Here is a 26,613-nt window from a genome sequence, read left to right as displayed (position 1 = left end):
GCGGTTCCCGTCATCGGATCAACTGGTTCATCTGGAAGATCGGCAACAGTATCGCCAGCACGATGAACAATACGACCCCACCGACGCCCAGGATCACCGCCGGACCCAATGCCGCGGTCGCCACGGCCATGACGGTGTCGAGTTCGCGCTCGAGCTGCGAGGCGGCCTCGTCGAGCATCGCGTCGAGCCGCCCGGCGCGCTCGCCGCTGGCGATCAGGCGCACCGCGACGGCCGGGAAGTGACCGGTGGCGGCCAGTGCCTGGGCCAGCGAGGCGCCCTCGCGGACGCGCCCTGCCACGCCGGCCAGGGCTTCGCGCAATACGGAATTCTGCACGGTCGCCGTCGCCAGCCCCAGGGCCTCCAGCAACGGCACCGCGCTGGCACCCAGCATCGCCAGGGTGCGCGCGAAGCGCGCGGTGTCCAACGCGACCACCAGTCGGCCGACGAAGGGCAGGCGCAGCCACAACCGGTCGCGCAGCAGCGCGCTTGCCGGGCGACGCCACAGCGCCACGCCGATCGCCGTCGCCACCGCCAGCACCGGAAACAGCCACCAGCCGTGGCTGCGCAGGCCACCGGTGATGGCCATCAGGACCCGGGTCGGCCAGGGCAGGGCCTGGCCGCTGCGCACGAACACGCCGGTCACCTCGGGCACCACGAACCACAGCAGGCCGGCCACCACCGCCAGCGCCACCGTCAGCAGCAGCACCGGATAGGCCAGCGCCCCGATCAGTCGTCGGCGCAGCGCGTCGCGCGATTCCAGGTGGTCGGCGAGCCGCAGCAGCACCCGGTCCAGTCGGCCGCTCTGCTCCCCGGCCTGCACCGTGGAGCGGTACAGCGCATCGAAGGTGCCGGGGAACTCGCCCAGGGCCTGGGCCAGCGTCGCACCCTCCATGACCCGGGCCCGCAACCCGAGCGCCAGCGCGCGCACGCGCGGCTCCGCGCCATCGGCAAGCGCCGCCAGCGACTCCTCCAGCGGCAGGCCAGCCGCGACCAGCGTGGCCAGTTGCCGCGTGATCGTGACCCGCGCGCGGCGGGCACGCCGGAGCGGCGCGTCACCACGCCTTCGACCTCGCGCACCTCCAGCGGCGCCAGCCCGCGCTCGCGCAGCTGCCCGCGCGCCGCGCGCGCGGTGTCGGCCTGCAGCACGCCCCTCTCGGTGCGGCCGGCCGGATCCAGGGCCTCGAAGTGGAAGGCGGGCATGGAATCAGGCCTCCACGCCAGCCCCGCGAAGTTCACCGGGCATCTGCTCGAGGTCCAGCACCGGATCCCGGTCGACGACCCACTCCCGGCCCAGATCGCGGCTGCTCTTGAGGCGCCCGTCCTCGCACATCGCGAAGATCAGCTCGGCGCTGGAGATGGAGGGCAGCAGGAGCTCGCATCCCGGCTCGAGCGCCTCGCCCCACCCGGTCACGCCCTCGGACTCGCTGCCGATACGCACGTGCAGGTCGTCCAGCGGGAAGCGTCGCCCGGACACCGGGTCGCGGCCCTGCTGGTGGGCGACGACCAACAGGCGATCGTCCTCCAGTCGGATCGGCGGGCTGTGGACCACCCGGCTCCACACCTCCTGCCCGATCACCGGCTGGAGCCGGTTCCAGTCGCGGCCCGCCGAGTGGCTCAGCATGGGCCGCCCCGCGCTTCCCCAGGCCGCCCGGGAACGCCCACGACGACCCCGTCGGGCTGCTGTGCCAGCACGACGAAATCGGTGGAGCGCCCGGGTGTCGTGCTGCGGCTGGCAGGATCGTAGACGACCCGCTCACCGCCACCCACGAGCACGATGCGCTGGTGTTCGTCATGGAAGGCGTAGACCTCGTTCCAGCCCGGGAAAAGCAGGTTGCCGCGATGGGCGAAGGTGTGCAGCGCGGTCCACTCCGAAAGGTCGGGGCTGGCCTCGTAGAAGGTGACCTGCGTGTCTGATCGGGCCAGCGCGTGGAAGCGGCCGTCGCGGGCGGCGTCCATCCAGTAGACCGCCGATCGCGTGTCAGGCCCCCCGACCCGCTCCCACGGACCCTCAAGGGACTCCGCGCGCAGCACCAGCCCCCGCTCGCCAGCGGCAATGTATCCCCCGTCGTAGGCCACGAGCGCGCCGAGTTCGTTTGTATAGCCGGTGTCGGCGCGTTGCCAGTCCCCATCCCCCCGGCGCCAAAGGATCTGTCCGAGGACCCCGCTCAGCGCGACACCCTCCGGCCCGACGCGATGCGGATGGCGTGCCAGGGCAAAGGAGCGGATCCGCGAAGCGAGGTCGAGCCTCTGGGCATCGCCATGGTCCTGGTCCCACCCCTGCACGCCATCGGCCGGAGGCGTGCGTGGAAGTCGGGATAGGCATCGGCGACGAACTCCGCGAGGTCCTGCCTGTCCTCCATCCGGGTCACGACGAAGGGCTTGCGGCCCGCACCCGACTCGCCCCCGGGTGCCGGGAACGGCTGGTAGGCCAGCGTCCCCAAGCTGGTGAAGTGGTTCTCGTCGACGTGGAAGGTCCCGACGCTGCGTGGCACCCGCGCATTGATCCAATAGGTCGCGTCTGAGCCGTGCATCAAGCTCTGGAGCATCGCCAGCCCGTAGTGGCCCGGCGGCAGCGCGCCGATGAAGACGCGACTGTTGAGCAGCCCGGTGCCCTTGGCCTCGAGCTGGTAGCGCTTGCTGGTGTCCTCGAGGTCGACGACGTACACCGATGTCCAGTTGTCGAGGAACGGCGCGAGACGGTTCGTGTTGGAGACCACCTGCACTGCGACGATGCCGTACCGGTCCGGCAATTTATCCGGCCGATCCAGCCGCGTGTTCGGCATGCCCGGCGCACAGCCCGCCAGCACGCCCCACAGCGCGCACAAAACCAACACGAACAATAGTCGACGCCCCATCATGGATCCCCCTGGTTCAGATGTCTTCGTGCTGGACCGGCCTGGCGTGCCCGGCCCTCATTCGTCCTGCCGCGTGACCCGCAGCACTTCCTCGACCGAGGTGATGCCGGCGCACACCTTGGCCCAGCCATCGGCGAGCAGGGGCGCCGACGTCGTCCGGGCATGCGCGTGCAACGCCTGCTCGGCGGCACCGTCATGGATCAGCCGGCGCATTCCCTCGTCGACCACCACCAGCTCATAGATGCCGGTGCGCCCGCGATAGCCGCCGCTGCGTCCGGTGGCATCGGCCCGTGGACGGCGGAAGCGCAGCCCGGGGCTGAAGCGTCCACCCAGCGCCGCGCATTCGGCCTCGGTGGGCGCGTACTCCTCGCTGAGCTCCGGATCCAGCACGCGCACCAGCCGCTGCGCCAGCACACCGATCAGCGAGGCCGAGAGGAGGAACTGCTCGACTCCCATGTCGCGCAGGCGCGTCATCGCGCCGACCGCGGAATTGGTATGCAGCGTGGACAGCACCAGATGGCCGGTGAGGCTGGCCTGCACCGCCACCTCGGCGGTCTCCAGGTCGCGGATCTCGCCGACCATGACCACGTCGGGGTCCTGGCGCAGGATCGCCCTGAGGCCGCGGGCGAAGCTCATGTCGACCTTGCTGTTGACCTGGGTCTGGCCGATGCCGTCGAGACGGTACTCGATCGGGTCCTCGACGGTGAGCAGGTTGCGGCTGGCGTCGTTGAGGCGCTGCAGCGCGGCATACAGCGTCGTGGTCTTGCCCGAACCGGTCGGGCCGGTCACCAGCAGGATGCCGTGCGGCCGGTGGATCAAGGTGTCCAGCCGCTCGCGCGTGGCCGCGTCCATGCCGACCTCGGCCAGGTCCAGCGCCCGGCCTGCTTGTCGAGCAGGCGCAGCACCACGCGCTCGGAACCGCCCTCGCCACCGACCGGGATCGTGCTCACGCGCACGTCCACCGGGCGGCCGGCGATGCGAAGGCCGATGCGGCCGTCCTGCGGCAGCCGGCGCTCGGCGATGTCCAGCCGCGCCATCACCTTGATCCGGCTGACCACCGCGGCGGCCACCGCCTTGCGCGGGCTGAGCACCTCGCGCAACACGCCGTCGACGCGGAAGCGCACCACCAGCCGGCTTTCGAACGGCTCGATGTGGATGTCCGACGCGTTCTCCTTGACCGCTTCGGTCAGCAGCGCATTGATCAGGCGGATGATCGGTGCGTCGTCGTCGCTCTCCAGCAGGTCCTCGGGCTCGGGCAGCGCATCGGCCAGGCTGGAGAGGTCCTCGCCGCCCAGGTCGACCGCGGCGCTGCCACCGCCGGTGTCGCCTTCGCCGTACAACCTGCGCAGCGCGTCCTCGTAGGCCGCCGCGTCGAGCTCGACCGGCCGCAGCGGCAGGCCGCACAGTCGGCGCAATTCGAACAGCACCTCCGGACCGACACCGGGCCGGTGCCAGACCAGGGCGTGGCCGTCGTCGACACCGGCGATCGTCGCGCCCTGCCGCCGGGCGAAGCCGTAGGACGGCCGCACCGGGGCCGCTTCAGTCACCGCGCGGCACCTCGCCCGGCGCCGGCTGAAGCGGCGGCGGGTTGCGGAACAGGTCCTGCGGATCGGCCGGCAGCACTGGCAGGTCGCCGCCGCGGACCCGGCCCTCGAAGCGCTCGCGCATCTGCAACTGCTCCGAGCGCAGGAAGTTGTACTTCTCGCTCGACACCGCCGCCTCGCTGATGCCGTCGCGCAGGATCACCGGGCGCATGAAGATCATCAGGTTGCGCTGCGAGCGCGAGGTCTGGCGGTTGCGGAACAGCGCACCGATGCCGGGGATGCGGCTCAGGCCCGGCACGCCCTGGATCTGCTCGTTGACGTCCTCCGAACTCAGGCCGCCGAGCACCAGCAGGCCGCCATCGGGCACCAGCACCGAGGTGCGGATCTCGCGCTTCGTGGTGATCAGGTCGGCAGCGCCTGCAAGCTGGGTCGGCGACAGGCTGGAGATTTCCTGGAAGATCTCCAGCCGCACGCTGTCGCCCTCGTTCACGTGCGGGGTCACGCGCAGCGTCAGGCCGACGTCGCGGCGCTCGATGGTCTGGAACGGGTTCTGGCGGCTGGGTCCCGCGCCGGCGCCGGTGTTGGTGAACTGGCCGGTGATGAAGGGCACCTCCTGGCCGACCTTGAACTCGGCCTCCTGGTGGTCGAGCATCACCAGCGTCGGTTGCGACAGCACGTTGGCGCGGCCATCGCCGCGCAGCGCCTTGACCAGGATGCCGAGCTGGAAGATCGGTTGATCCGAGCCCGGCAGGGTCAGCACGCGCTCGAGGAAACCCAGGTTCAGGCCCGGGCCCACGCCCTGGGTCGGATCGAAGCCGATGATGCCCCTGCCGCTGCCGGGCAGGTTGGTACCGCCGATCACGCCGCGGGTGAGGCCGCCGGCACCGTCGTCGCGAATGTCGGTCGCCTGCCACTGCACCCCCAACTCGTCGGCCAGCTCGTCGCTGACCTCCGCGATCACCGCCTCCACCATCACCTGCGCGCGGCGCACGTCCAGCGAGCGCACCACGGCGGCCAGCTCGCGGTACACCGAGGGCACCGCGGTGATGACCAGCGCATTGGTTTCGGCATGGTGGTGGATCGTCGCGCTACGCGCGCCTTCGTCGTCGCTGGCGGTGCCGGTCAGCGTGTTGGCGATGCCTTCGAGCACCGGCAGCAGCATGGCACCGTCGGCATAGCGCAGGTACACCACCTGGGTGGCGTCGCCGTCCGAGAGCGGGGTGTCCAGGTGGGCCACCAGCGTGCGCAGGCGCAGGCGTGCGGCCCGGTCGCCGGAAACCAGCATGGAGTTGGTGCGCGAGTCGGCGATCATGCGCCCGCTGCCGGCCAGCGCCAGGCCCTGGGCCTGCGGCTCGAGCTGGGTCAGCGTGCGCGCCATCTCCGAGGCGTTCGCATGGCGCAACGGGATCACCTCGACCTCGTTGTCCGACACGGTGTCGATGCGCCGCACCAGCTGTGCGATGCGCTCGACGTTGCCGGCGCGGTCGGTCACCACGAGCGTGTTGCCCTGGGCGGCCAGCTGCGCCGAGGGCGACACCAGCGGGCGCAGCAGCGCCGCGAGTTCCGCCGCCGGCACCTGGCCGATCTCGATCACCCGCGTCACCATCGCATCGGGCCGGTCCACGCCGACGGCGGCGATGCCGGCGCCGGCATCGCGCAGCGCCGCGGCCTCGGGCAGCACCTTCCACATGCTGCCCGACGGGACCACCGCGTAGCCGTGCACCCTGAGCACCGACTCGAAGGTGCGCCAGATCTCCTCGGGCCCCTGGGGTTGTCCGGAAATGACGGTCACCCGTCCCTCGACGGCGGGGTCGACGATGAAGTTGCGTCCGGTGATCTCGCTGACCGTCTGGATCAGCACGCCGATGTCGGCCGAGGTCAGGTTCAGCGTGTGGCGCCCTGCGGCATCCGAACCCACGGCCTGGGCCGACAGCGGTGCGGCGGTGGCCAGGGCCACCGTGAGGAGGGTGCAGCGGATCAGGCGTGGCAGCATGGTTTGTCGTTCTCCGGCCTACAGGCCGATGGTGAGCTGGCGGTCGATGCCGTCGCGGCGCACGGTCAACTGGACCGGCCCTCCGCGCTGCAGCGATTGTTCGAGTTCGCTCCGGCGTTGCGGGCCGTCGAGCGGGATGCCGTTGACCTGGGTGATCACATCCTCGCCCGAAAGCCCCAGCCGTTCGAGCAGGGCCGGGTCGGGCACGCGCAGCCGGACCCCGATGACGCGCTCGCCTTCCAGCACCGGCACGATGTTGGCTTCCGACACCAGGCTGGCCAGATCCGGCGCGCCGGCCTGGCGCGCAGTCGCCAGGTCGGGACGGCCCACGTTGATCGGCGCACTCAGGTAACCACCACTGGCCTGCTGCGCGTCGGTCGCCGTGGCGCCGCGCGTCGCGCCGGGCCGGGCGGAGGGTCCCGATCGGGGCGGGGCCGAACCGGTGCCTCCCAGGCGGGCCAGGGCCAGTGTCTCCAGCGTGCCGCCCCGCTCGATCAATACCCGGTCGGCGTGCACTTCGCGCAGGCGCGCGCCTGCCGGAAGGCTGTCGCCGGCGCGGTAGGCGCGATCGGCGGCCCCTTCGCCCTCGGCGATGAAGGCCACGCCCCGGGTCGCGTCGGTGGCGCGACGGTGCCGCGAAGCACCAGCCCGGAACGGCTCGCCGGTGCCGTCTCGACCGCCTGGGCGGCAGTCGCGCCCGGACCGAACAGCCCCTGCATCGATGCGGCATGCCTGGCGGTCGGCGAACCCCCGCCTGCCGGCAATGAAGCTTCGGGCGCAGGCAAGGTCGGACCGGCCAGCACCAGCCACACCAGGCGGGCCGCCAGCACGACGCACACCGCCGCCAGCACCAGGGTGACGCCCTGCGGCAGCGCGCGGTTGGCGCCCAACGATGCGATTGAATCGGCCATGGCCGTCATGGTGTGCGCAACCCTCCCCCGGAACGCGACCAATCTAGCAGAGCCCGCCGCTCACCGGCGCCCCGGGCCGCCGGGACGGGCGGCCACGGAACGACGCGGGGACGGGCCTCAGCCGGACTTGTCGCCACCCCGGATCAGGGCGCTGAGGCCGCGCTTGATCTTGCCGAGCAGCGAGTTCTCCTTCGCGGGGGCGGGCGCTGCCCGCTCGGCACGCGCCGGGCGCGCAGCCCGGGCCGGCGGATCGCCACGCCCTTCGCCGCGTCCTTCGCCCCGCGGCTTGCGCGGTGCGCGCGGCTTCGCCGCGCCGGATGCCTTCTGGCCTTCGCCCTGGCCCTTGTCCTCCTGCGGCGCGGCCTGGCCGTCGGCCGGCTTGCGGCCGCGGCCACCACGGCGCCGGCGCTTGCGCGGCGCGCCGTCGGCCGTGGAAGCGCCCTCGCCAGCCGCGTCCTTGGACGCTGCAGCGGGGCTTTGCGGTGGGCGTCACGTCGGCGGGGGGCCGGCGTGGCGTCGGACACCGGCGCCTTGGCCGGGTCGGCCTGGGTCGCAGCGGCTTCGCTGCGACGCGGGCGGTCGCCGGAACCCGAGCGCGAACCCGGACCCGAGCGCGCCCCGTCCCTGCCGCCGCTGCGTCCGCGACCCGAACCGCCGCCGCCACGCGGGCCACCGCGGCCACTGGCCTCGGCCTCCTCGCGTGCCTCGCGGAAGATCTTGGAGACGCTTTCGACCTCTTCACCCTCGACCGGCTCGCGCCTGGCGCGCTCCTGCGCCACCAGCAGGTCGGGCGTGACCGGCTCGACCGGGATCTTCTGGTCGATGTAGGCCTCCACGTCCGGCAGGCTCATCGCGTACATCTCGCAGGCGAAGCTGATCGCATCACCCTCGGCGCCCAGGCGCGCGGTGCGGCCGATGCGATGGACATAGTCCTCGGCATCGAACGGCAGGTCGTAGTTGAAGACGTGGGTGACATCGTCGATGTGCAGGCCACGCGCGGCCACGTCGGTGGCCACCAGCGCGTCGAGCTGGCCCTTCTGGAAGCGGCCCAGCAGCGTCTCGCGCTTCTTCTGCGGCACGTCGCCCGACAGCACGCCGACCCGGAAGCCGGCCTTCTCCAGCGAGCGCGCCACGCGTTCGACCCACACCTTGGTGTTGACGAAGACCATGCTGCGCGCGTCGGCCGGCGCACGCGACATCAGGCCGATCAGCAGCGGGATCTTCTCCTCCATCGCCGGCAGGTACATGCGCTGGCGAACGCGCGCGGCGGTGATCGTCTCGGTCTCGACGACCAGCTTCTCCGGCTCGTTCATGTGCTCGTAGGCCAGCTCCAGCACGCGGTGGCTGAGCGTGGCCGAGAACAGCAGGGTCTGGCGCTCGGTGCGCACGGCATGCGCCGCAGGAGGAAGCGGATGTCCTTGATGAAGCCGAGGTCGAACATGCGGTCGGCCTCGTCGAGCACGCATACCTCGCAGGCGTGCAGCGACACGACCTTGTGCTGCTTCACGTAGTCGATCAGGCGGCCCGGCGTGGCGATGATGACATCGGTGCCCTGGCGCAGCTGCTCGCGCTGCTTGTCGTAGTCCACGCCGCCGTAGATCAGGCTGAAGCGCATGCCCAGCTCGGAGCCGAACTTCACCGCGTCCTTGTGGATCTGGATCGCCAGTTCGCGCGTGGGCGCCAGGATCAGCGCGCGCGGATCCTCGGGCTTGCGGTCGGCCAGCGCCGGCCGGGTCAGCAGGCGGTTCATCAGCGCGATCAGGAAGGCCAGCGTCTTGCCGGTGCCGGTCTGCGCCTGGCCCGCGACGTCGCCGCCGGGCAGGGCGACCGGAAGGGTCAGCGCCTGGATCGGGGTGCAGCGCGAGAAGCCGGCGCGTTCGAGGCCGGCCAGCAGCTCGGGGTGGAGGTCGAAATTGGAGAAGGCAACGTCGGTCAGCGGTTTGTCAGTCATTGGGTCTCGGCTTGTGCACGGCCTCACGGCGGACGCGAAGCGGGATCGCGTCGGCCCCCGGCCGTGCTTGCGTGCCCGACGCGTCGAACGCAAGATGGGGTCGACGCCCCGCCGGGCCTTAGGGTTGATTTGTTCGTTTTCGCCCCCCAGTTTAGCGCGGCAACCACCCAAATACCCGTTTTTTCTAGGAGTTACGCGTGAGCGACAACGTCATCCACGTCGGCGACGGCGATTTCGAGGCCGAGGTGCTCAAGTCCTCCGAGCCCGTGCTGGTCGACTTCTGGGCCGAGTGGTGCGGCCCCTGCAAGATGATCTCGCCGATCGTCGACGAGCTGGCGCGCAACTACGCCGGCAAGGTCAAGGTGGTGAAGATCAACATCGACCACAACCCCAACGTACCGCGCCAGTACGCGGTGCGTGGCATCCCGACGCTGATGATGTTCAAGGACGGCCAGGTGGCCGGCACCCAGGTGGGTGCGGTCGGCAAGGCCCAGCTGGCGCAGTTTGTCGACAAGGCGATCTGAAGCGCCCGTCGACCCCGCCCGGGGACGGCCTTCCCGGGCCGGCAGGTGAACGCCCGTTCCACCGGCTGGGGCCACCGCTTGCCGCGCGCGGCAATGCGGTGGTAGCGTTATCCCAGCGCAGGCGTCGCGATGACGCCCTCGTTCCCGCGCCAATCCAACTCCTCCTTTCTCACACTCGCCCCTTGCGAGGTGCATTCCGTGTCCGATAACGAATCCGAAACCGGCGACGTCGCTGAGAAGCGCACGCGCCAGTCCACCGAGTCCGCGCCCGAAGCGTCCAAGGCCGAAGGCGACGGCGGCAAGTCCGCCCCCGCCAAGCCGCGCGCCCGCGCCGAATCCAAGCCCAAGGCCGATGCCGATGCCGGCGACGCTTCAGGCGGCGGTGGAACGTCCGAGGCCCCGAGGGGTGGCGGCAATGATGGCAACGAGTCCCAGTCCGGCGGCGGCAACGACGACGGCGGGGGCAAGGACGGCGACAACCGCGGCTCCGGCGGCGGCGATGGCGGCCGTGACGGCGGCCCGCAGCGAGAAGGCGCCCGCCGCGACCGCAACCGTCGCAACCGGCGCAACCGCAACGACCGCGACCGCGACGACCGCGGTCCGCGTGGCGGCAGCGACGAGGACGACGAGGGCCCGCGCGACAACCGTCCGTTGCCCAACCTGCCCGAGGGCTTCCAGACCTACTCGCTCAACGACCTCAAGCGCCTGCCCACGCACAAGCTGCTGGAGATCGCCGAGCAGCTCAACATCCACGAGGGCGTGGCCCGCGCGCGCAAGCAGGACGTCATCTTCACCCTGCTCAAGGTGCTCACCCGCCACGGCGAGGGCGTCGCCGGCGAGGGCGTGCTGGAGATCCTGCCCGACGGCTTCGGCTTCCTGCGTTCCGCCGATGCCAGCTACCTGGCCGGCCCGGACGACGTCTATATCTCGCCCAGCCAGATCCGCCGCTTCAACCTGCGCACCGGCGACGAGATCGCCGGCCGCATCCGCAGCCCGAAGGACGGCGAGCGCTACGTCGCCCTGGCCAAGGTCGACACGATCAACGGCGAGCCGCCGGAAGCCAGCAAGGGCAAGGTGCTGTTCGAGAACCTGACCCCGCTGTTCCCGCGCCAGCGCTTCGTGCTCGAGCGCGGCAACGGCTCGACCGAGGACATCACCGGCCGCGTCATGGACCTGATGTCGCCGATCGGCAAGGGCCAGCGCGGCCTGATCGTGTCGCCGCCGAAGGCCGGCAAGACGATGCTGCTGCAGAACATCGCCAGCGCGATCATGCACAACAGCCCCGACGTGCACCTGATCGTGCTGCTGATCGACGAGCGGCCCGAGGAAGTCACCGAGATGCAGCGCACCGTGCGCGGCGAGGTGATCTCCTCGACCTTCGACGAGCCCGCCGCACGCCACGTGCAGGTGGCCGAGATGGTCATCGAGCGCGCCAAGCGCCTGGTCGAGCACAAGAAGGACGTGGTGATCCTGCTCGACTCGATCACCCGCCTGGCCCGCGCCTACAACACCGTCGTACCGAGCTCCGGCAAGGTCCTCACCGGTGGTGTCGACGCCAACGCCCTGCACCGCCCGAAGCGCTTCTTCGGTGCCGCGCGCAACGTCGAGGAAGGTGGCAGCCTGTCGATCATCGCCACCGCGCTGGTCGAGACCGGCTCCAAGATGGACGAGGTGATCTACGAGGAGTTCAAGGGCACCGGCAACATGGAAGTGCACCTGGACCGCCGCATCGCAGAGAAGCGCGTCTACCCCGCGATCAACATCAACCGCTCCGGCACCCGCCGCGAGGAGTTGCTGATCGAGGCCGACACGCTGCAGCGGGTGTGGATCCTGCGCAAGCTGCTGCACCCGATGGACGAGCTGTCCGCCATCGAATTCCTGCTCGACAAGATGAAGACCACCAAGACCAACGACGAATTCTTCGGTTCGATGAAGCGCTGAGCCCGGCGTTCGGAGCAGTACGAAAAAGCCCCGCGATGCGGGGCTTTTTCATGGGCGCGAGATCGGCCAGGAGTCCTTCAGAGCCAGGGATCTTCGATCTGCGTGGCCAGGGCGACACGCGTATCGATGGGCTGACCGCTGGCATCGAGCTCTTCCAACTTGAGGGAGTCGCGCCTGGCCATCCGCTCTTCCACCCACGCGTCGCGCATCCGCGGGAGGAACACGATGCGCGACCAGCCAACCTCGTCACGGCGAAACGGATCGGAATCGTCACTTCGCGCAGTTCGTGTTCCGAGGGTGAGAAGCGCATGCGCCCGGCGGCCTGTTTTGGCTCCTGAACGAAGGGCCGGATGTGACGTCCGGCGCCCCCCAGTGCCGGACGATTCAACAAAGCAGCAGAGCGCGTCCCGACGCGCAATACCGTGCCGTCGGCCGCCACCTGGACCAGCATCAGCACGTAGGCCTCGTATCCGCTGGCAGCCGACTTCTCCGGGTAGCGTGGCGGCGGGAAGTGCTCCACGCCATGCATCCGGCGCACATGGTCCGGATCGTCGACGGGGATGAAGGAGGGTCGACCCGTGGACATGCTGAAGCCGCCGTCCGCCCGCCGGGTGGCATAAAGATCGACCCGCATGCTGACCCGCACCGTCCGTTCCACCGGCTCGCCTTCCGTGGTCATGATCGGATTGAACCGCCACTGCCGCATCATCGATTCGTAGCCCGCGGCGGCCTCACCCAGGTCGGTTTCAAATTCCAGCGCCTCGACCGTGCCATCCGGCGCCACGTCCACCGTTGCTTGCGCATGAAGGGTGTAGATCTCGTCCGCGTGCGCCCGGGAATGCGGGGACATCGCGACCATCAGGCCGAGGGCCAATGCCGGTGCCAAGCGGCGGGCCATCGTGTCGATAAAATTCACCAGGCGCTCCCTGCAGGTCATGGGCCGGTTCACATCCACGGCAGTTCGGGCGGGTTGAGCAGCACGAAGCGACTGGACTGGTCGTTGACATCCATGACCCGCTCCACGGGTCCGTCCTCGGGTGACAGCACCTGGGCGACCCAGGCTTCGCGCGCGGCGGGAACCGGGCGGATCCGCTGCCAGGCGCTGGTGTCGGTACCTTGCATCGCGAAGTCGACGGGTATGAATACCCGCCGCGACTCCAATGACGACGGATTGAATTGCCAACGCTCCACGGCCCTCTTGGCAGCGACAGCAAACCGCTCCATCGCTCGATCATGACCGCTCCAGTTGGCGTTCTTGAAGGCTGCCGACGCCACGCCCGCCCGCACGACCTGCCCGGACGGACCCACCTCCACCAGCAGCACCACTTCCGCCTCGGCGCCACGGTGCGCCTGGTCTGTCGGATAGCGCGGCACATGCCTGCGGACGACCTCGAACGGCTCGGCCTCGCCGGAAGCCAGGCGAAACTCGATCCGGTCCGGTGTGCCGGGCGGACTGCGGAACACGGGTCGACCGACACTGAGCTCGAGTGAGCCGTCGTCCTGCTCGATCACGTACACGTCCATCTCGGCGAACGCACGCGCCGGCACCGCCTGGCCATCCTCGAGTACGGGCTCGAAGCGCCACTGCCGGATCTGTTCACTGTAGATGCGCTGGGCATCCTCGCCGGGCACGCCGGAGAGCTGCACGGCTTCGACGCCGCCATCAACGCCGATGTCGATCGTCGCCTTCGCATCGGTCTTGAAGATATCGCCCGGCGCCGCGCTGGCGGGCGCGAGTGCGAACATCGCCCAGGCGGCCATCACCGCCGCTACCGTCCTGATCATCCTTGTCATGTCGCCTCCCCCCAGGTTGTGGATCGGATAGTAGCGATATTTCGCGACGGCATCGATTCCAGCGCTGCGGCCTGGACGCGGCGAACGCGTTTGACGTTCACGGCACCGAACTGTTATTCGAACCACACAGGGAACCTGCCGGAGGCGCGACCAGAGGGGTCGCGCCGTGCGCATATCTGGGGAATGGAAAAATGACATTGGGGAATTCACGGCGCCTGCTGCTGGCCGGCGCGATCGCGCTGGCGTTGGGGAGCGCCACGTTTGCGACGGCCACGGCCGGATCGGCCGGGGTGGCTGCCGAGCGCGCCGCCGTCGAGCACCTGACGCGGCAGCACCGGGCGCTGGGCATGGCACGGGCGGACATCACCGAAGCCTCGGTGGCCAGCTCGTTCACCAGCGCGCACAACGGCGTCAGCCACGTCTACCTGCAACAGCACCATCGCGGCATCGAAGTGCGCGGGGGCGTGTTCAACGTCAGTGTCGCCGCCAACGGCGAAGTGCTGCACCACGGCCACCGCTTCGTGCCCGGGCTGGCGGCCAGCGCCGCACGCCAGACAGCGCGCCTGGACGCCAGCGCCGCCCTGTCACGGGTGGCGAGCGACGCACTGCAACTGCAGCTGGCGGCGCAGCCACGAGTCCTGCAGGCGGCCACCGGCCGCAACCAGCGCACCGTGCTGGCCGACGCCGGCCTTGCCGTGAAGCCGATCGAGGCGAAGCTGGTGTGGTTCGTGCAGCCTTCCGGCGGCGTGCGCCTGGCCTGGGAGCTCGAGATCGAGGAGCACGACGGCGTGCACTGGTGGCAGGCGGTGGTCGATGCGCAAACCGGCACCACGCTGGAGATGTTCAACCTGGTGGTGCAGGAAAATGCCGAGGCGATCGCACTGGGCATCGCACGTCCGGGCGTGACCGACGCACCCGGTGACCATGGCCACGGCAGCATCGTCGCCCATCGCCATCACGATCACGTCGGCCCGCAGCAGGCGTCCAGTCCGTACGGCTTCGAGCCGACCGATGGCGCCAGCTACAACGTGTTCCCGATGCCGCTGGAAAGCCCCAGCGACGGGCCGCGCCAGCTGGTCACCGATGTGGCCGACCCGCTGGGTTCGCGACTGGGCTGGCACGACACCGGCGCCAACCAGTACACGGTCACGCGCGGCAACAACGTGCATGCGTACGCCGACCGCTCGGCCAGCAACACGCCGGACCCGGGCAGCGACCCCGACGGTGGCCCCGGCCTGGTGTTCGACTTCCCGCTCGACCTCGGCGCCGCGCCGGTGGATTCGCAGGCTGCGATCGTCACCAACCTGTTCTACTGGAACAACATCATGCACGACGTGTCCTACCGCTACGGGTTCACCGAAGCGGCGGGAAACTTCCAGGTCAACAACTTCGGCCTGGGGGGCGCGGGCAACGACGACGTTCGCGCCGAGGCCCAGGACGGTGGCGGCACCAACAACGCCAACTTCGGTACGCCGACCGACGGCCAGCGTCCGCGCATGCAGATGTACGAGTGGACCAATCCGCTGGCGATCGTGCTCGACGTGACCGGTTCGGCTGCCGCGGGCCAGTATCCGGGCTCCGGCGCGGCCTTCGGCCCGCAACTCTCCGCCACCGGACCGGTGGGCGGCACCGTGGTGCTGGCCGACGACGGCACGGCCCTGCCGCACGAGGGCTGCAGCGCATTCACCGTTCCGGCTGGTTCGGTGGCGCTCGTCGACCGCGGCAACTGCCCGTTCACCCAGAAGGTCGCCAACGCCCAGGCGGGCGGAGCCAGTGCGGTGATCGTCGCCAACAACGTGACCGGCGCACCGATCTCGATGGGTGGCACCGATGCCAGCATCACGATCCCGTCGATGATGATCCGCCTGGAGGCCGGCCAGCTGCTGCGCGCGAACCTGCCGGCCACCGGCACGCTCAGCGATGCCTCGGCCGGCATCCCCAACCGTGACTCGGACCTCGACGCCGGCGTCATCGCGCACGAGTATGGCCACGGCATCTCCAACCGCCTCACCGGCGGCCGCACCAACGTGGGCTGCCTCAACAACGCCGAGCAGATGGGCGAGGGCTGGAGCGACTGGTTCGGCATCGTGCTGACCGCGCACCCGGACGACACCCGCGACACCGTCCGCGGCGTGGGTACCTACGTGACGTTCCAGCCGGTCGAAGGCCGCGGCATCCGCCCGACCCCCTACTCCACCGACATGGCGGTCAACCCGTCGACCTACGGCTGGGTGGCCGATCCGGCGATCAGCCAGCCCCATGGCATCGGCTACGTGTGGAACACGATGCTGTGGGAGATGTACTGGAACCTGATCGACAAGCACGGCTTCAACCCGGACATCTACGGTGACTGGGACAGCGGCGGCAACAACCTGGCGATGCAGCTGGTCATGGACGGCATGAAGTTCCAGACCTGCAGCCCGGGCTTCGTCGACGGCCGCGACGCGATCCTGGCCGCCGACGTGGCGCTGGGCGGCGACAACCAGTGCGAGATCTGGAGCGCGTTCGCCAAGCGCGGCCTGGGCGTGAGCGCCAGCCAGGGGAGCTCGAACAACCGCTCCGACGGCGTGGAGGCGTTCGACCTGCCGGCAGAGTGCACCTTGTCGAGCGAGTTCGGCAGCTTCCTTGCCCCCTGGCGCGACGACATCCGCAACCGCATCCGCGCCGGCCAGGTGCTGGATATCGGCTTCACCGTCGACGGGCCGAACGAAGGCCTGCTGGTCGACAGCCAGCCGATCAACTGCAACACCCGCGCCAGCCTGGGTGCCACGCAGCTGATCGCCACCTCCGACGACGGCATCGAGGCGGTTGGCGAGGCCCTGCAGGTGGAGTGGACGACCGACGCCTCCTGGCGGGGCAGCTGCCGTCGCGTCACGGTGCGCGTGCCCGGTGGCAACGACGGCACGCTGGACTTCATGGTCTTCTGACCGGCCGGCACCATCGGCAACCCGAAGGGGTGGCGGGCAACCGCCACCCCTTCTTCGTCAGGGCGCTCAGGGCTTGTCGTGGGGTTCGCGCAGGAACCGGGCCAGCGACACGTTCGAACGAACCGGCTCGAACTCCGCCGACACATCGACGAAGCCGCGCAGGATCGCGATCTCGTTGGGCGTGCGATTGAGGCGGTCGCGCAGGGCGGGGTCGGCCCCGGAGCGCAGCAAGCGCTGCACCACGCGAAGCAGGCCGTGCAGGGCCGCCAGGTGCAAGGGCCCGAAGCCGCGCTCGTCCTGGCTGGCCAGGGACACGTCTTCCCCCGCCAGGCAATCCAGCACCGCCAGGACCACCTCCTCGTCGCAGGCGGTGCCCGGCTCGGCGCGCGCGCCCAGCGCCAGCAGCATCGGCGTGTGACCGGCTTCACTGCGGGCATCGGCCTGGGCACCGGCCAGCAGCAGGGTATCGAGCAGGGCCACGGCCCGTTGCCGCTCGCGCGCACCGAACGCGTACAGCGCCGCGCAATGCAGCGCCGAATAGCCCTGTTCGTCACGCAGGGCCACGTCCGCGCCCGCCGCCAGCAGGCGCGAGCACATGTCGGGCAGGCCCAGTGCCGCCGCCACCATCAACGGGGTGACGCCCCCGGGCATGGACTGGTCGACGGCGGCGCCGGCATTGAGCAGGCGCTGCACGATTTCGGGATGGCGCATGCTGACTGCCGCCGACAGCGGGGAGGCCCCCGTACGCGCCATCAGGGTCGGATCCGCCCCGGCCGCCAGCAGCAGGGCCACCAGGTCCACGTGGCCGCCTCCGGCAGCACGGAGCAGAGCCGTGCACCCCTGCGCATCGACTGCGTCCACCGGCAGGCCAAGGTCCAGCAGCCGCTCCACGGCCTCGAGGTCGCCCGGGATCGCGGCCGCCGGCAGGTCGGCATCCTGCAGGGCCCGGCCCGGCAGGCGCCACTGGCTCCAGTTCAACCAGTAGGTCAGGTCGCGGCGGTTGGCGGCCAGGGCCAGGCCCAGGGCGGTCTGGCCGTCGGGCGTGCGGATCTCGGGCGAAGCCCCGTGGCGCACCAGCAGCCGCACGGCGGCCTCGCGGCCCAGGGCGCAGGCCACGTGGAGCGCGGCGTGGCCGCGCGCATCGCGGCTGTTGGGATCGACCCCGCGCTCGAGCAAGCCGAACACCAGCCGCATCCAGCCCAAACGGATCGCCAGCGCCAGCGGCGGTTCGCCACCCGGTCCGTTGCCGAACGCATCGGCCCCGCGCTCCAGCAGGTCCAGCGCCTGCTGCTCGCAGCTGCGCGAGGTGGTGTCGGCCGCCAGGCATCCCGCCAGCCAGCGCGCCAGGCCGCCGCTGCCGCCCACGCTTTCCCCGCGGGCCAGCAGGCGCTGCAGTGCGGTGAGTCCCAGGCCGCCGCGATCGAGCACGCTGAACACCATCGTGTCGCGGTCCGCCAGCAACGCACCGGGTTGCGCCCCGTGTGCGAGCAGCCAGTCGAAGACATCGATGTCGGCATCGCGGGTGTAGGCCAGCAGCCTGCCCGCCAGCGCCACCGGGTCCGGTGCCATCGCCTCGATCGCCGCCTGCGCCGCTTCGAAGCGGCGCTCGGGAAGCGCCTCGTCGAGCAACTGCTCCGGCGGCAGGGCCGGACGCTGGGGCTGCAGGGCCTCCGCGACGCTCGATGGCATCGGGTAGTCCGGCTGCAACACCTGGACCAGGGGCCATCGGCCCGCCTCGACCGCCACGTCCAAGGCGGTGCGCCCGGACTCGTCGGCGCGCTCCCGGTCTACGCCCAGGTCCAGCAACAGGGACAGCAGTTCCGGAGTGGTCGCGGCGGCAGCGCAGGCGAGCAGCAGGGGAGTGCGTCCCTGTGCGTCGCGCACGCTCGCGTCCAGGCGCGGGTGCACCAGGCGTCGGATCACGTCGATGTGGCCTTGTGCGGCGGCCAGCAGCAAGGGCGACTGGCCCTCCTCGTCCGTGGCATTGCGGTCGGCTCCCGCGTCGAGCAGGACCTGCACGATCTCGGCGTGGCCGGCCTTGCAGGCCATCATCAGCGCCGTGCGGCCTGAACTGTTGCCGGCGTCGACGCGTGCCTTGTGCTTGAGAAGCAGCTGCACGCCGGCGGGATCGTCGTCGCCTGCCACGGCCGCCAGCAGCGCCGGCTGGCCACCCTCGGGCTGCGGCGAGGCACCACGCTCGACCAGGAAACGCGCCAGCCGCCAGTTGCCCGCGGCGCAGGCCGACCCGAGCGGACTGAATCCCTCGGCATCCAGCGCTTCCAGGCCGGCTTCGGCGTCGAGCAGGAGCGCCGCGACGGCGGCGTCGCTGCTGCGCGCGGCGTGGTGCAGCGGGGTCTGGCCCTCGGCGTCGGCCTGGCGCGGGTCGGCGCCATTGGTCAGCAGCGTCATGACCGCCTCGACCCGGCCATGCCAGCTGTCGCGCGTGGCGGCCAGCAATGGGGTCAGCCCGGCATGCATGGCATTGAGGTCGGCCCCGCGTGCAATCAGCGCACGCAGCAGCGACAGGTCGGAGTGGAGGCAGGCCAGCACCGCGGGCGGGCGCTGGTCGCGATCATCCGGCTCCGGCAGCACGTTGGGGTCTGCGCCCTCGTCGAGCGCGGCCAGCGCCTCCTCGATCCGCCCCTGGCGCACCGCCGCCAGCAAGCGCTCGTCGGCATGCGCGTCGGCGTCCACGGCTGCGTCGACGGCGGCGGCCTCGTCGGGAAAGGCCAGGCCCTCCTGCAACGCAGGCGCATCGGCCGCCGCATCGCGCCGCCGGGCGTCGGGCAGGTGCAGGCCGGCAAGCCTGGCGGCCACCAGTGCGCCCGCCACCGCGGCGAGAAGATGCACGACCACCAGAAGGGCGCGCAGGCCGATGCCCTGGCCGGGGCCGGCAAGGACCAACAGTGCCACCGCGGCGTAGGCCAGCCCCAGCGGCAACGCCAGGGCCAGGCCGGGGCCACGGGGTGGCTCGAACGCCGCGGCTTCGCGCAGCGCGCGCAGTCCACCGCCTTCGCGCACCGCATGCACGAAGGCCATGCCATGGCGCCACAGGACGAACAGTCCCAGCCCGGCGGCCATGCCCGCCAGCATCACCGTGGCGGCGCCGGGGGCCACGGTGATGCGGTGCAGCGGCCAGGCCAGCAACGCCACGAAGCCGGCGTAGCCCGCCGCGTGCAGCGCCGCCAGCGCGACGGCCTCGGCCGGCTCGATACGCCGGATCGCCCGCAGGCCCGATAGCGCGCCCAGGCCCAGCGCGATGGCCGGATGGGCCAGCCACAGCGCCGGCCACAGCCAGGGCGTGTCGGCCAGCAAGGGCAGCAAGGCCAGCAGCACCCCACCCAGCAGCAGCCCCAGCGCAGGCAGGCCTGGTCGCCAGGCCGCCGCCTCAGCGTCGCTCATCGAGCGCATCCGGATGCCGCGGCGGAAGCTGCAGGTAATAGCCCGCCTCCAGCAGACTGGTCCGCACCTTCGCCGCATCGGCACGTGCCAGCTGGCGCGGCGGCGACAGGTCGACCTCGAACACGAACTCCAGGCCACCCAGCTGCTCGCGCAGCGGCGCAGGCAACGCGTCGAAGCCGTCGCGCTGCTTCAGGTAGAGGTAGGTGTCGTCCTTGCGGACGCTCTTGTAGATGAAGGCGAGCATGGTCGGCCGGATGACGCGTAGACGGCGCCAAGCATACCGGCTCGCCGCTCCGGCCGGGAGCGCCGCACCTCGGCGGGTTCAGCCTCGGCGCGACACGGTGCGGCGCGGCACCGTGTCGCGCGGCCCATCAGCGCGCCGCGGGAGGAAATTCGGTCGGCGCCGGCGGGGCCACCACGGGCCGTACCGGGCTGTCCTCGAGCTCCCGCAGCAGCACCTCGACCGCCTTCTCGATGCTCGGGTCGCGACCGGCGGCCACCAGCTCGGGCCGGTCGATCACCTCGATGTCCGGCGCCACGCCCTCGTTCTCCACCGCCCAGTTGCCATCGGTGTCCATGAAGCTGAAGGTCGCTGCCAGGATCGCGCCGTTGTCGGCCAGCCGCGGGTTGCCGGAGATGCCGATCAGGCCACCCCAGGTGCGGGTGCCGATGATCGTGCCGAGGCCGAACTTGCGGAAGTAGTACGGCAGCGCATCGCCACCGGAGCTGGATTGGCCGTTGATCAGCATCGCCTTCGGCCCGCGGTGGTGCAGCACCGGGGTCGCGGTCGGCTGCAGGCCACGCCGCTTCCAGTAGTTCAGCGGCTCGCGGGTGAGAAGCTCGACCATGCGATCGGGAATGAAGCCGCCGCCGTTGTAGCGGTCGTCGATGATCAGCGCCTCGCGGTCCCCATAGGCCACCAGCCCCTTGAACATCTCGCGGCTGCCCTCCACCGCCGTGTTCGGCACGTGGATGTAGCCGATGCGGCCGCCGGAGAGCGAATCGACCATCGCCCGGCGCTGCTGCACCCAGTCGGTGTAGCGCAGGTTGTGCTCCGAGGCGATCGTGGTGACCCGGACCTCGCGCGCACCCTGCGCGCTGGCGCGGTCGTTCACGCGCAACGTCACCACGCGGTCGGCCTTGTTTTCCAGCAGCTGGTAGAAGTTGCGCACGCTGCGGGCATCCACGCCGTCCACGGCCAGGATGAAGTCGCCGTTGGCCACGTCCACGCCCGGCGCCGACAGCGGCGAGCGCGCGGCGATGTCGGCGGCGTCCTCGGGAAAGATCCGCGCGATGCGGAAGTAACCCGAGTCGTGCGCCTGGATCTCCGCGCCCAGCAGGCCACCTGCGCGACGCTGCACGACCGGCTGGTCGCCGGACTCCACGTAGACGTGGCCGGCATTGGCCTCACCGGCGATCTCGGAGAACAGGTAGTCCAGGTCGGCGCGCGTGTTCACGTAGGGCAGCAGCCGCTCGTAGCGGGCGCGGATCGCGTCCCAGTCCTGGCCGTGCATGCCCGGGTCGTAGAACCAGTCGCGCAGGATGCGCCACCCGTCGACGAACTGCTGCCGCCACTCGCGACGTGGCTCGATGCGGATTTCCCAGGCGTCGAGGTCGAGCTTGCCGTCGTCGACCTTGGCGTCGGGCTTGGCGTCGACGATCGCGAACGTGCTGCTCTGGCGAAGCAGCAGCTTGCTGCCGTCGGCCGACAGGGCGTAGCTGCCGACGCCATCGGCCACCTTGGCCGGCGTGTCGCCCTCCGTGGCCAGGAACTGCAGGCTGGGCGCGCCGTTGCGGCCGCCACCGGCGACGTAGAACACACCCTCCCCGTTCGCGGTCAAGCGGCCGTAGCCACCGGCGGGGGCCTTGAGCGGCTGAACGCGCGCGGCGAAGCCCTCGACATCGATGCGCACGTTCGGCGTTGCACGTTGCCGTTGCCGTTGCCGTTGCCATTTCCATTGCCGTTGCCGTTGCCATTGCCGTTCGCGCTACCGGTTTCATCGCTCTTCGGCCGGAACAAGGCGGGGCCATCGGCGAGAAGCGTGGCCGCATAGATGCGGGTGGCGTCGGAATACAACCAGTTGAACTCGTAGCTGGAGAAGTTGAGGTTGTAGTCGCGGTCGGACAGGAAATACAGGTAGCGGCCCTTCGGGTCGAACACCGGGTTGCGGTCCGGCGTGGTGCCGTCGGTCAGCGCGTGGTTGCGGCCATTGGCGCGCTCGTGCACCCAGATCGAGGGATTGCGGCCATTCGCGGTCTTCACGTAGGCCAGCCAGCGCGAGTCCGGCGACCAGCTGTAGTCGGTCAGGTCCTCGCGGTCGCTGGCGTCCACCTCGCTGATGCGTCCGCTGCCGACATCGACGATGCGCAGGCGCTGGCGCTTGTCGGAAAACGCAATGGCGCGGGAATCCGGCGACCACACCGGCGGGAACTTCCAGATGTCGCTGCCCGAGGTCAGGCGCCGCGGTTCGTCGCTGCCGTCCTGGGCGCGAACGTACAGCTCGTACTCTCCGGTGGCGTCGGACAGGTAGGCGATCAGGCGGCCATCGGGGGACCAGGCCACCGAATGCTCGCGGTGGTCGGGGGTGTTGGACACATTACGCGGCTCGCCGTGCTTCGCCGGCAGCGTGAACACTTCACCGCGCGCACCGAACACCGCGCGCGCGCCATCGGGTGCGATGTCGAAGCTCTCGACGAAGCCCGCGCCCTTGACGAAGCGCGGCTGCGCGTCCGGGAAGTCGCCTGCGACCCGAATCGGCACCTTGCGGGCCTGGTTCGTGGCCGGGTCGAAATGCCAGATCGTGCCGCCGTTCTCGAACACCAGGCTGTCGGGCCCGGCGCTGGGCCACAGCACGTCGTAGTCGCTGAAGTCGGTCAGCCTGACCGCCTCGCCGCCCGCAGCCGGCATCGAATAGAGGTTGAGCGTGTACTCGCGGTCGGAGACGAAATAGATCGTGTCGCCGATCCACATCGGCTGGTGGTCGGTCGCGCGGGTTTCGGTCATGCGCTGCGAGGTGTCGTTTGCCAGGTCGTAGATCCACACGTCCTGGGCGCGGCCGCCGCGGTAGCGCTTCCAGGTGCGGAACTCGCGGTCGATGGGCGTGTAGACGAACTTCGTGCCGTCCGGCGACAGCATGCCGCCACCGGTTTCGGGGACCGCCAGCGGGGTTTCCATGCCGCCCTCGACGGGCACCAGGTAGGGTCGGCCGTCGCGGTCGCCGGTCGGGTTGCGGTTGGCGCGCACCAGGATGTGGCGCCCATCCGGCGTCCAGTCCAGCACGCGGTAGTCGGTGCCGCCGCGCGGGGGCTGCGGGCCGATGTCGTTGTACCAGGTCAGCTGGCGCGGCTCACCGCCGGTGGACGGCATCACGTAGACCTGCCGGGTGCCGTTGTACTCGGCCGAGAACGCGATCTGGCTGCCGTCGGGCGAGAACTTCGGGTACAGCTCCTGGCCTTCGTGCGAGGTCAGCCGCTGTGCGGTGCCGCCACGCGCGGACACCACGTGGATGTCGCCGGCGTGCACGAACGCGATGCGCTCGCCATGAATGTCCGGGAAGCGCAGCAGCTTGCTGGGGCTCGTCGCATCGACGGCCTGCGCGTGCAGGGTGGGTGCCAGCAGCAGGGCGGCGGCGATCAGGCAGGGACGGATCATGGGCATTCCACGGTGGGCCAGCGCACCAGTATGGGGGCGCTGGAGGACACCGGGAGTGCCATCGGTTGGGATCGCCCCGTGCTCAGCCCAGGCGCAGGCGCGGCCAATGGGCAGGGAACTGCTGCGGGGCGTGCGTGGCGATGACGACGCAACGCCGCGCCAGCCACGGCGCCAGCGCCTCCAGCGCCTGCTGCATGCCCGCCTCGTCGAGCCCGCTGAACGGCTCGTCCAGCAACGCCAGTTCCGGCTCCCGCAACGACAGCCACGCCAGCAGCAGCCGTCGTGCCTGGCCACCCGACAGATTCCCCGCGGCCTCGCCGACACGGGCACGCGGGCCGCGCACGCCTCCGGGCGCGAAGCCATCGAGACCGAATGCCCGCAGGACCTGCCCGGCCCCGGCTTCGTCCATGTCGCGGCGCGCCAGACGCAGGTTCGCCAACACGCTGGCATCGAGCAGCACCGTCTCCTGGGGCAAGAGCGTGGCCTTCGGGCGGGCCATTCCCGGGCCGCGGCCTACCGCGCCCGACAAAGCCGGCAGCTCCCCCGCCAGCGTCGCAAGCAAGGCCGATTTCCCGCAGCCGCTGGGACCATGCACGACCAGCGGCAGCCCGGGCTCGAGCAGCAGGTCGAAGGGCGCGTGGAGCGGGCGGGCCGGATCGAACCCGACCTGCAGCCCGCTGATGCGCACCGCCTCCGAGGGCTGCGCCGCTACCGCCTCGGGGATGTCGGCCACGTCCCCGCGCGGCAGGGCGAGCCGTCCCAGCGCCGCCAGGGCCTCGCCCCATCGCCAGCCAGCCCCCGGCAGGCTGGACAGCACTTCGTTCAAGCCCAGCACCAGCAGCGGCAGCAGCACCGCCACCGGCGCGCCGACGCGGCTGTCGCCGAACCAGCGAAGGCTCATCGCCAGCATCGCCAGCGCGGCGAACCACACCAGAGCCTGCACCGCCTGCTCGGCGTGCCCGGCCACCGCCTCCTGGCGGCGCAAGCGTCGCGATTGACGCTGCTCGTCTGCGGCCAGGGCCGCTTCGCTGCTGGCCAATCGCCCATACGCGTGGAGCTCGGCCAGTCCGCCGGCATGGTCGAGCAACGCGATGCGCTCGCGGTTGCGTCCGGCGACCAGCGCCTGGCCGTGGCGCCGACCCGTCCGCGCGGCCAGCGCCGACAGCACCAGCACCACGACGCTGGTGCCCAGCACGAGAAGCGCCGCCGGCCACGGCGCCAGCCAGGAGACCAGCGCGACCGCAGCCAGCACGGTGGACAGGGCCGCAAGCACCGGAGAGGCCACCCGCAGCGGCAGCGCGTCGAGCGTGTCGATGTCGGCACCCAAGCGCGACTGCCATTCGCCGCTGCGCAGCGCGCGCTGCGCAGCCAGGGGCAGCGCGGCGATGCGCTCGAAGGTGTCGCGCCGCAGCGCCGCCAGCCGTCTCAGCACCGCCTCGTGCCCGACAACCCGCTCGCCGTAGCGGGCCACGGTGCGCAGCAGGGCGGCGCCCCGGATCAGGGCCGAAGGCGTGAAGATGTCCAGGCCAAGCAGCAATCCCGCGCCGGCCAGCGCGGTGGCGGTGATGAACCAGCCCGACACGGCCAGCAGGGCCACGCCGGCCATCCAGGTCAGGGTCAGCAGCAGGGCCGTTGCCAGCAGCCAGCCGCGACCACCGCCCATCAGGTCGGCCGCCAGTTCACGCCGCCGCATCGTCGACCTCCTGCAGTCGCTTGGCGACGAGGTGGAGCACGCGCTCCGCGCCGGCCAGCACCAGCGGGTCGTGCGTCGCCACGAGGACCCCGGCGCCGCGATCCGTGGCCATCGCCCGCACGCGCTGCCAGACCGCCTTCGCAGTGTCCGGATCCAGGCCCCGGGTCGGCTCGTCGAGCAGCCACAGCCGGGCCCCGGACAACCACGCGCGCGCCAGTGCCACGCGCTGCGCCTGCCCACCCGACAGGCCGCGACGGCCTTCACCGATCCGGGTGTCCAGACCGTCCGGCAAGGCCGGGTCGTCCACCCCCAGCCCCGCCAGCGCCATCGCGTCGGCCAGCAGCGCGTCGTCGGCCTCCCCGGCGGCCGCCAACTGCAGGTTCTCGCGCAGGCTGCCGTGGAACAGGTGGCCGGCCTGGCCCAGCCAGGCCAGGCCGGCCACCCGCTCGACCTGGCCCGCCCGCGGCGTGATGAATCCAGCGCACAGCGCCAGCAGCGTGGACTTGCCGCTACCGCTGGAACCCCGCAGCCCGACCACCTCCCCGGGGACACGACGAGGTCGACGGCCTCGAGCACGTCCGGCGAGCCCTGGGCTGGGGCCACCCGAACCCCGCGCAGCCTCAGCACCGCATCGTCGCCAGGCGCTTGCGGCTGCATCCGCAGCGACGCACCGGCGCCATGCCCGACCAGCGGTTGCAACCCCCGCGCTGCCGCCAGGGCGCCGGCCCGGTCGTGCCAGGCCAGCGACAGCTGCCGCAACGGCAGGAAGAATTCCGGCGCCAGCAGCAGCACGAACAGGCCGCTGAACAGCGTCAGGCCCGGCGCCGGACCGAAGTCGATCGACCCCAGCAGGCCGAAGCCGATGTAGATCGCCACCATGCCGATGGCCACCGCGGAGAAGAACTCCATGACCGCCGAGGACACGAAGGCGACGCGCAGCACGCGCATGCCCAGCACGCGGTAGCGCTCCGCGGCGGCGCCCACCTCGCGCGCCGCCCGGCCCAGCGCGCCACTGCGGCGGATCAGGTCCAGCGCCCGCAGGCGGTCGAGGAAGTGCGAGGCCATGCGGTGCTGCTCGGCCTGTTGCCGCGCCTGCACCTGCTGGCTGCCCATGCCCACCAGCGCCATGAACAGCGGGATCAGCGGCGCGGCGAACAACAGCAATGCGGCTGCCAGCCAGTCCAGCCAGGCCACCGCGGCCAGCACCAGCACCGGTACCACCAGCACCGCGTCGCGGGCCGGGAGATAGCGGGTGAACCAGGCGCCGAGGGCATCGGCATCGGCCTGGTAGCGGCTGGCCCACGCCGCTCCGCCGCCGAACCGGTCCAGGCCATGCGGCCCCGCCGACGCCAGCCCGTCGCGCAGGCCGCGCGCACGCCGCCGCGCCACCGCCCTGTGCCAGGCGCGCCCGCACGCGTCGCGGCCC

At 71.1% G+C, this 26,613-nt stretch carries 18 protein-coding genes and 3 pseudogenes; 3 read left to right on the top strand and 18 right to left on the bottom strand.

Annotated elements, in window-relative coordinates; genetic code table 11:
• Positions 1-10 precede the first annotated feature (10 nt).
• From FU658_RS13140 to FU658_RS16125, 9 genes and pseudogenes are all read right to left on the bottom strand, one after another.
• A complete protein-coding gene (locus tag FU658_RS13140; protein ID WP_255505623.1) occupies positions 11-1,003 on the bottom strand; it encodes a type II secretion system F family protein in 993 nt (330 codons plus the stop codon).
• A gap of 201 nt (positions 1,004-1,204) precedes the next feature.
• On the bottom strand, positions 1,205-1,621 hold the full coding sequence (locus FU658_RS13135; RefSeq protein WP_147892495.1) for a hypothetical protein: 417 nt from the start codon (positions 1,619-1,621) through the stop codon (positions 1,205-1,207).
• Complete coding sequence (locus tag FU658_RS13130) at positions 1,615-2,076, bottom strand: hypothetical protein (protein ID WP_147892494.1); 462 nt, start codon at positions 2,074-2,076, stop codon at positions 1,615-1,617. The genes FU658_RS13135 and FU658_RS13130 overlap by 7 nt, the downstream gene beginning before the upstream one ends.
• An 89-nt stretch (positions 2,077-2,165) precedes the next feature.
• Positions 2,166-2,855 carry a hypothetical protein gene (locus FU658_RS13125; protein ID WP_147892493.1) on the bottom strand — a complete coding sequence of 230 codons (690 nt, stop codon included), beginning with the start codon at positions 2,853-2,855 and terminating at the stop codon, positions 2,166-2,168.
• 57 nt (positions 2,856-2,912) lie between these two features.
• A pseudogene (gene gspE, locus FU658_RS13120) lies at positions 2,913-4,402 on the bottom strand (type II secretion system ATPase GspE).
• The gene (gene gspD, locus FU658_RS13115; RefSeq protein ID WP_147892492.1) at positions 4,395-6,392 is read right to left on the bottom strand and encodes a type II secretion system secretin GspD; all 1,998 of its coding nucleotides are present in this window, start codon (positions 6,390-6,392) and stop codon (positions 4,395-4,397) included. Before gspD ends, gspE begins: the two are co-directional and overlap by 8 nt.
• 18 nt (positions 6,393-6,410) lie before the next feature.
• Positions 6,411-7,303: pseudogene (locus FU658_RS13110) on the bottom strand (type II secretion system protein N).
• A 143-nt stretch (positions 7,304-7,446) separates the two neighbouring features.
• On the bottom strand, positions 7,447-8,691 hold the full coding sequence (gene rhlB, locus FU658_RS13100) for an ATP-dependent RNA helicase RhlB (RefSeq protein ID WP_425477621.1): 1,245 nt from the start codon (positions 8,689-8,691) through the stop codon (positions 7,447-7,449).
• Positions 8,613-9,254 carry a DEAD/DEAH box helicase gene (locus tag FU658_RS16125; protein ID WP_425477620.1) on the bottom strand — a complete coding sequence of 214 codons (642 nt, stop codon included), beginning with the start codon at positions 9,252-9,254 and terminating at the stop codon, positions 8,613-8,615. The genes rhlB and FU658_RS16125 overlap by 79 nt, the downstream gene beginning before the upstream one ends.
• A 197-nt stretch (positions 9,255-9,451) precedes the next feature.
• Here FU658_RS16125 and trxA point away from each other — a divergent pair, with 197 nt between their 5' ends.
• Both trxA and rho read left to right on the top strand, forming a co-directional pair.
• On the top strand, positions 9,452-9,778 hold the full coding sequence (gene trxA, locus FU658_RS13095) for a thioredoxin TrxA (protein ID WP_147892489.1): 327 nt from the start codon (positions 9,452-9,454) through the stop codon (positions 9,776-9,778).
• Positions 9,779-9,907: 129 nt separating this feature from the next.
• A complete protein-coding gene (gene rho, locus FU658_RS13090) occupies positions 9,908-11,719 on the top strand; it encodes a transcription termination factor Rho (protein WP_425477619.1) in 1,812 nt (603 codons plus the stop codon).
• Positions 11,720-11,796: 77 nt separating this feature from the next.
• Here the strand turns inward: rho and FU658_RS14580 are convergent, their stop codons facing one another.
• Positions 11,797-11,943, bottom strand: coding sequence for a hypothetical protein (locus FU658_RS14580; RefSeq protein WP_187266124.1), 147 nt, complete (start codon positions 11,941-11,943; stop codon positions 11,797-11,799).
• A gap of 721 nt (positions 11,944-12,664) precedes the next feature.
• Entirely contained in the window at positions 12,665-13,480 is an 816-nt protein-coding gene (locus tag FU658_RS13085) for a TonB family protein (protein WP_187266123.1), read from the bottom strand.
• Positions 13,481-13,704: 224 nt separating this feature from the next.
• On the opposite strand from FU658_RS13085, the gene FU658_RS13080 reads away from it, so the two are divergent.
• On the top strand, positions 13,705-16,440 hold the full coding sequence (locus FU658_RS13080) for a M36 family metallopeptidase (protein WP_147892486.1): 2,736 nt from the start codon (positions 13,705-13,707) through the stop codon (positions 16,438-16,440).
• Between the two features lie 66 nt (positions 16,441-16,506).
• Here FU658_RS13080 and FU658_RS13075 read toward each other — a convergent pair whose 3' ends face one another.
• The 7 genes and pseudogenes from FU658_RS13075 to FU658_RS16120 all read right to left on the bottom strand — a co-directional run.
• Positions 16,507-19,842, bottom strand: coding sequence for an ankyrin repeat domain-containing protein (locus tag FU658_RS13075; RefSeq protein ID WP_147892485.1), 3,336 nt, complete (start codon positions 19,840-19,842; stop codon positions 16,507-16,509).
• On the bottom strand, positions 19,829-20,086 hold the full coding sequence (locus tag FU658_RS13070; protein ID WP_147892484.1) for a YcgL domain-containing protein: 258 nt from the start codon (positions 20,084-20,086) through the stop codon (positions 19,829-19,831). The genes FU658_RS13075 and FU658_RS13070 overlap by 14 nt, the downstream gene beginning before the upstream one ends.
• Positions 20,087-20,213: 127 nt before the next feature.
• On the bottom strand, positions 20,214-21,755 hold the full coding sequence (locus FU658_RS13065) for a PDZ domain-containing protein (RefSeq protein WP_147892483.1): 1,542 nt from the start codon (positions 21,753-21,755) through the stop codon (positions 20,214-20,216).
• On the bottom strand, positions 21,680-23,494 hold the full coding sequence (locus FU658_RS13060) for a S41 family peptidase (RefSeq protein ID WP_187266122.1): 1,815 nt from the start codon (positions 23,492-23,494) through the stop codon (positions 21,680-21,682). Before FU658_RS13060 ends, FU658_RS13065 begins: the two co-directional genes overlap by 76 nt.
• 82 nt (positions 23,495-23,576) lie before the next feature.
• Positions 23,577-25,187, bottom strand: a complete 1,611-nt coding sequence (locus FU658_RS15610; RefSeq protein WP_147892481.1) for an amino acid ABC transporter ATP-binding/permease protein — start codon at positions 25,185-25,187, stop codon at positions 23,577-23,579.
• Positions 25,174-25,725, bottom strand: coding sequence for an ATP-binding cassette domain-containing protein (locus FU658_RS15605; protein ID WP_255505618.1), 552 nt, complete (start codon positions 25,723-25,725; stop codon positions 25,174-25,176). The genes FU658_RS15610 and FU658_RS15605 overlap by 14 nt, the downstream gene beginning before the upstream one ends.
• A 314-nt stretch (positions 25,726-26,039) precedes the next feature.
• Positions 26,040-26,408 (bottom strand): annotated as a pseudogene (locus tag FU658_RS16120) (ABC transporter transmembrane domain-containing protein); the annotation flags it as partial.
• Positions 26,409-26,613 lie beyond the last annotated feature (205 nt).

The organism is Alkalisalibacterium limincola (assembly GCF_008017755.1).
Taxonomy (GTDB): Bacteria; Pseudomonadota; Gammaproteobacteria; order Xanthomonadales; family Xanthomonadaceae; genus Alkalisalibacterium; species Alkalisalibacterium limincola.
This window is presented reverse-complemented; position numbering and strand designations above follow the sequence as displayed.

What these genes read in the sequence shown, in the direction of transcription:
- FU658_RS13125 (WP_147892493.1), bottom strand. Translation starts at nt 2,855, where the DNA reads ATGGGGCGTCGACTATTGTTCGTGTTGGTTTTGTGCGCGCTGTGGGGC.
- FU658_RS13135 (WP_147892495.1), bottom strand. Translation starts at nt 1,621, where the DNA reads ATGCTGAGCCACTCGGCGGGCCGCGACTGGAACCGGCTCCAGCCGGTG.
- FU658_RS15610 (WP_147892481.1), bottom strand. Translation starts at nt 25,187, where the DNA reads ATGCGGCGGCGTGAACTGGCGGCCGACCTGATGGGCGGTGGTCGCGGC.
- FU658_RS13060 (WP_187266122.1), bottom strand. Translation starts at nt 23,494, where the DNA reads ATGATCCGTCCCTGCCTGATCGCCGCCGCCCTGCTGCTGGCACCCACC.
- gspD (WP_147892492.1), bottom strand. Translation starts at nt 6,392, where the DNA reads ATGCTGCCACGCCTGATCCGCTGCACCCTCCTCACGGTGGCCCTGGCC.
- FU658_RS13070 (WP_147892484.1), bottom strand. Translation starts at nt 20,086, where the DNA reads ATGCTCGCCTTCATCTACAAGAGCGTCCGCAAGGACGACACCTACCTC.
- FU658_RS13075 (WP_147892485.1), bottom strand. Translation starts at nt 19,842, where the DNA reads ATGAGCGACGCTGAGGCGGCGGCCTGGCGACCAGGCCTGCCTGCGCTG.
- FU658_RS13085 (WP_187266123.1), bottom strand. Translation starts at nt 13,480, where the DNA reads ATGGCCGCCTGGGCGATGTTCGCACTCGCGCCCGCCAGCGCGGCGCCG.
- FU658_RS16125 (WP_425477620.1), bottom strand. Translation starts at nt 9,254, where the DNA reads ATGACTGACAAACCGCTGACCGACGTTGCCTTCTCCAATTTCGACCTC.
- rho (WP_425477619.1), top strand. Translation starts at nt 9,908, where the DNA reads ATGACGCCCTCGTTCCCGCGCCAATCCAACTCCTCCTTTCTCACACTC.
- FU658_RS13080 (WP_147892486.1), top strand. Translation starts at nt 13,705, where the DNA reads ATGACATTGGGGAATTCACGGCGCCTGCTGCTGGCCGGCGCGATCGCG.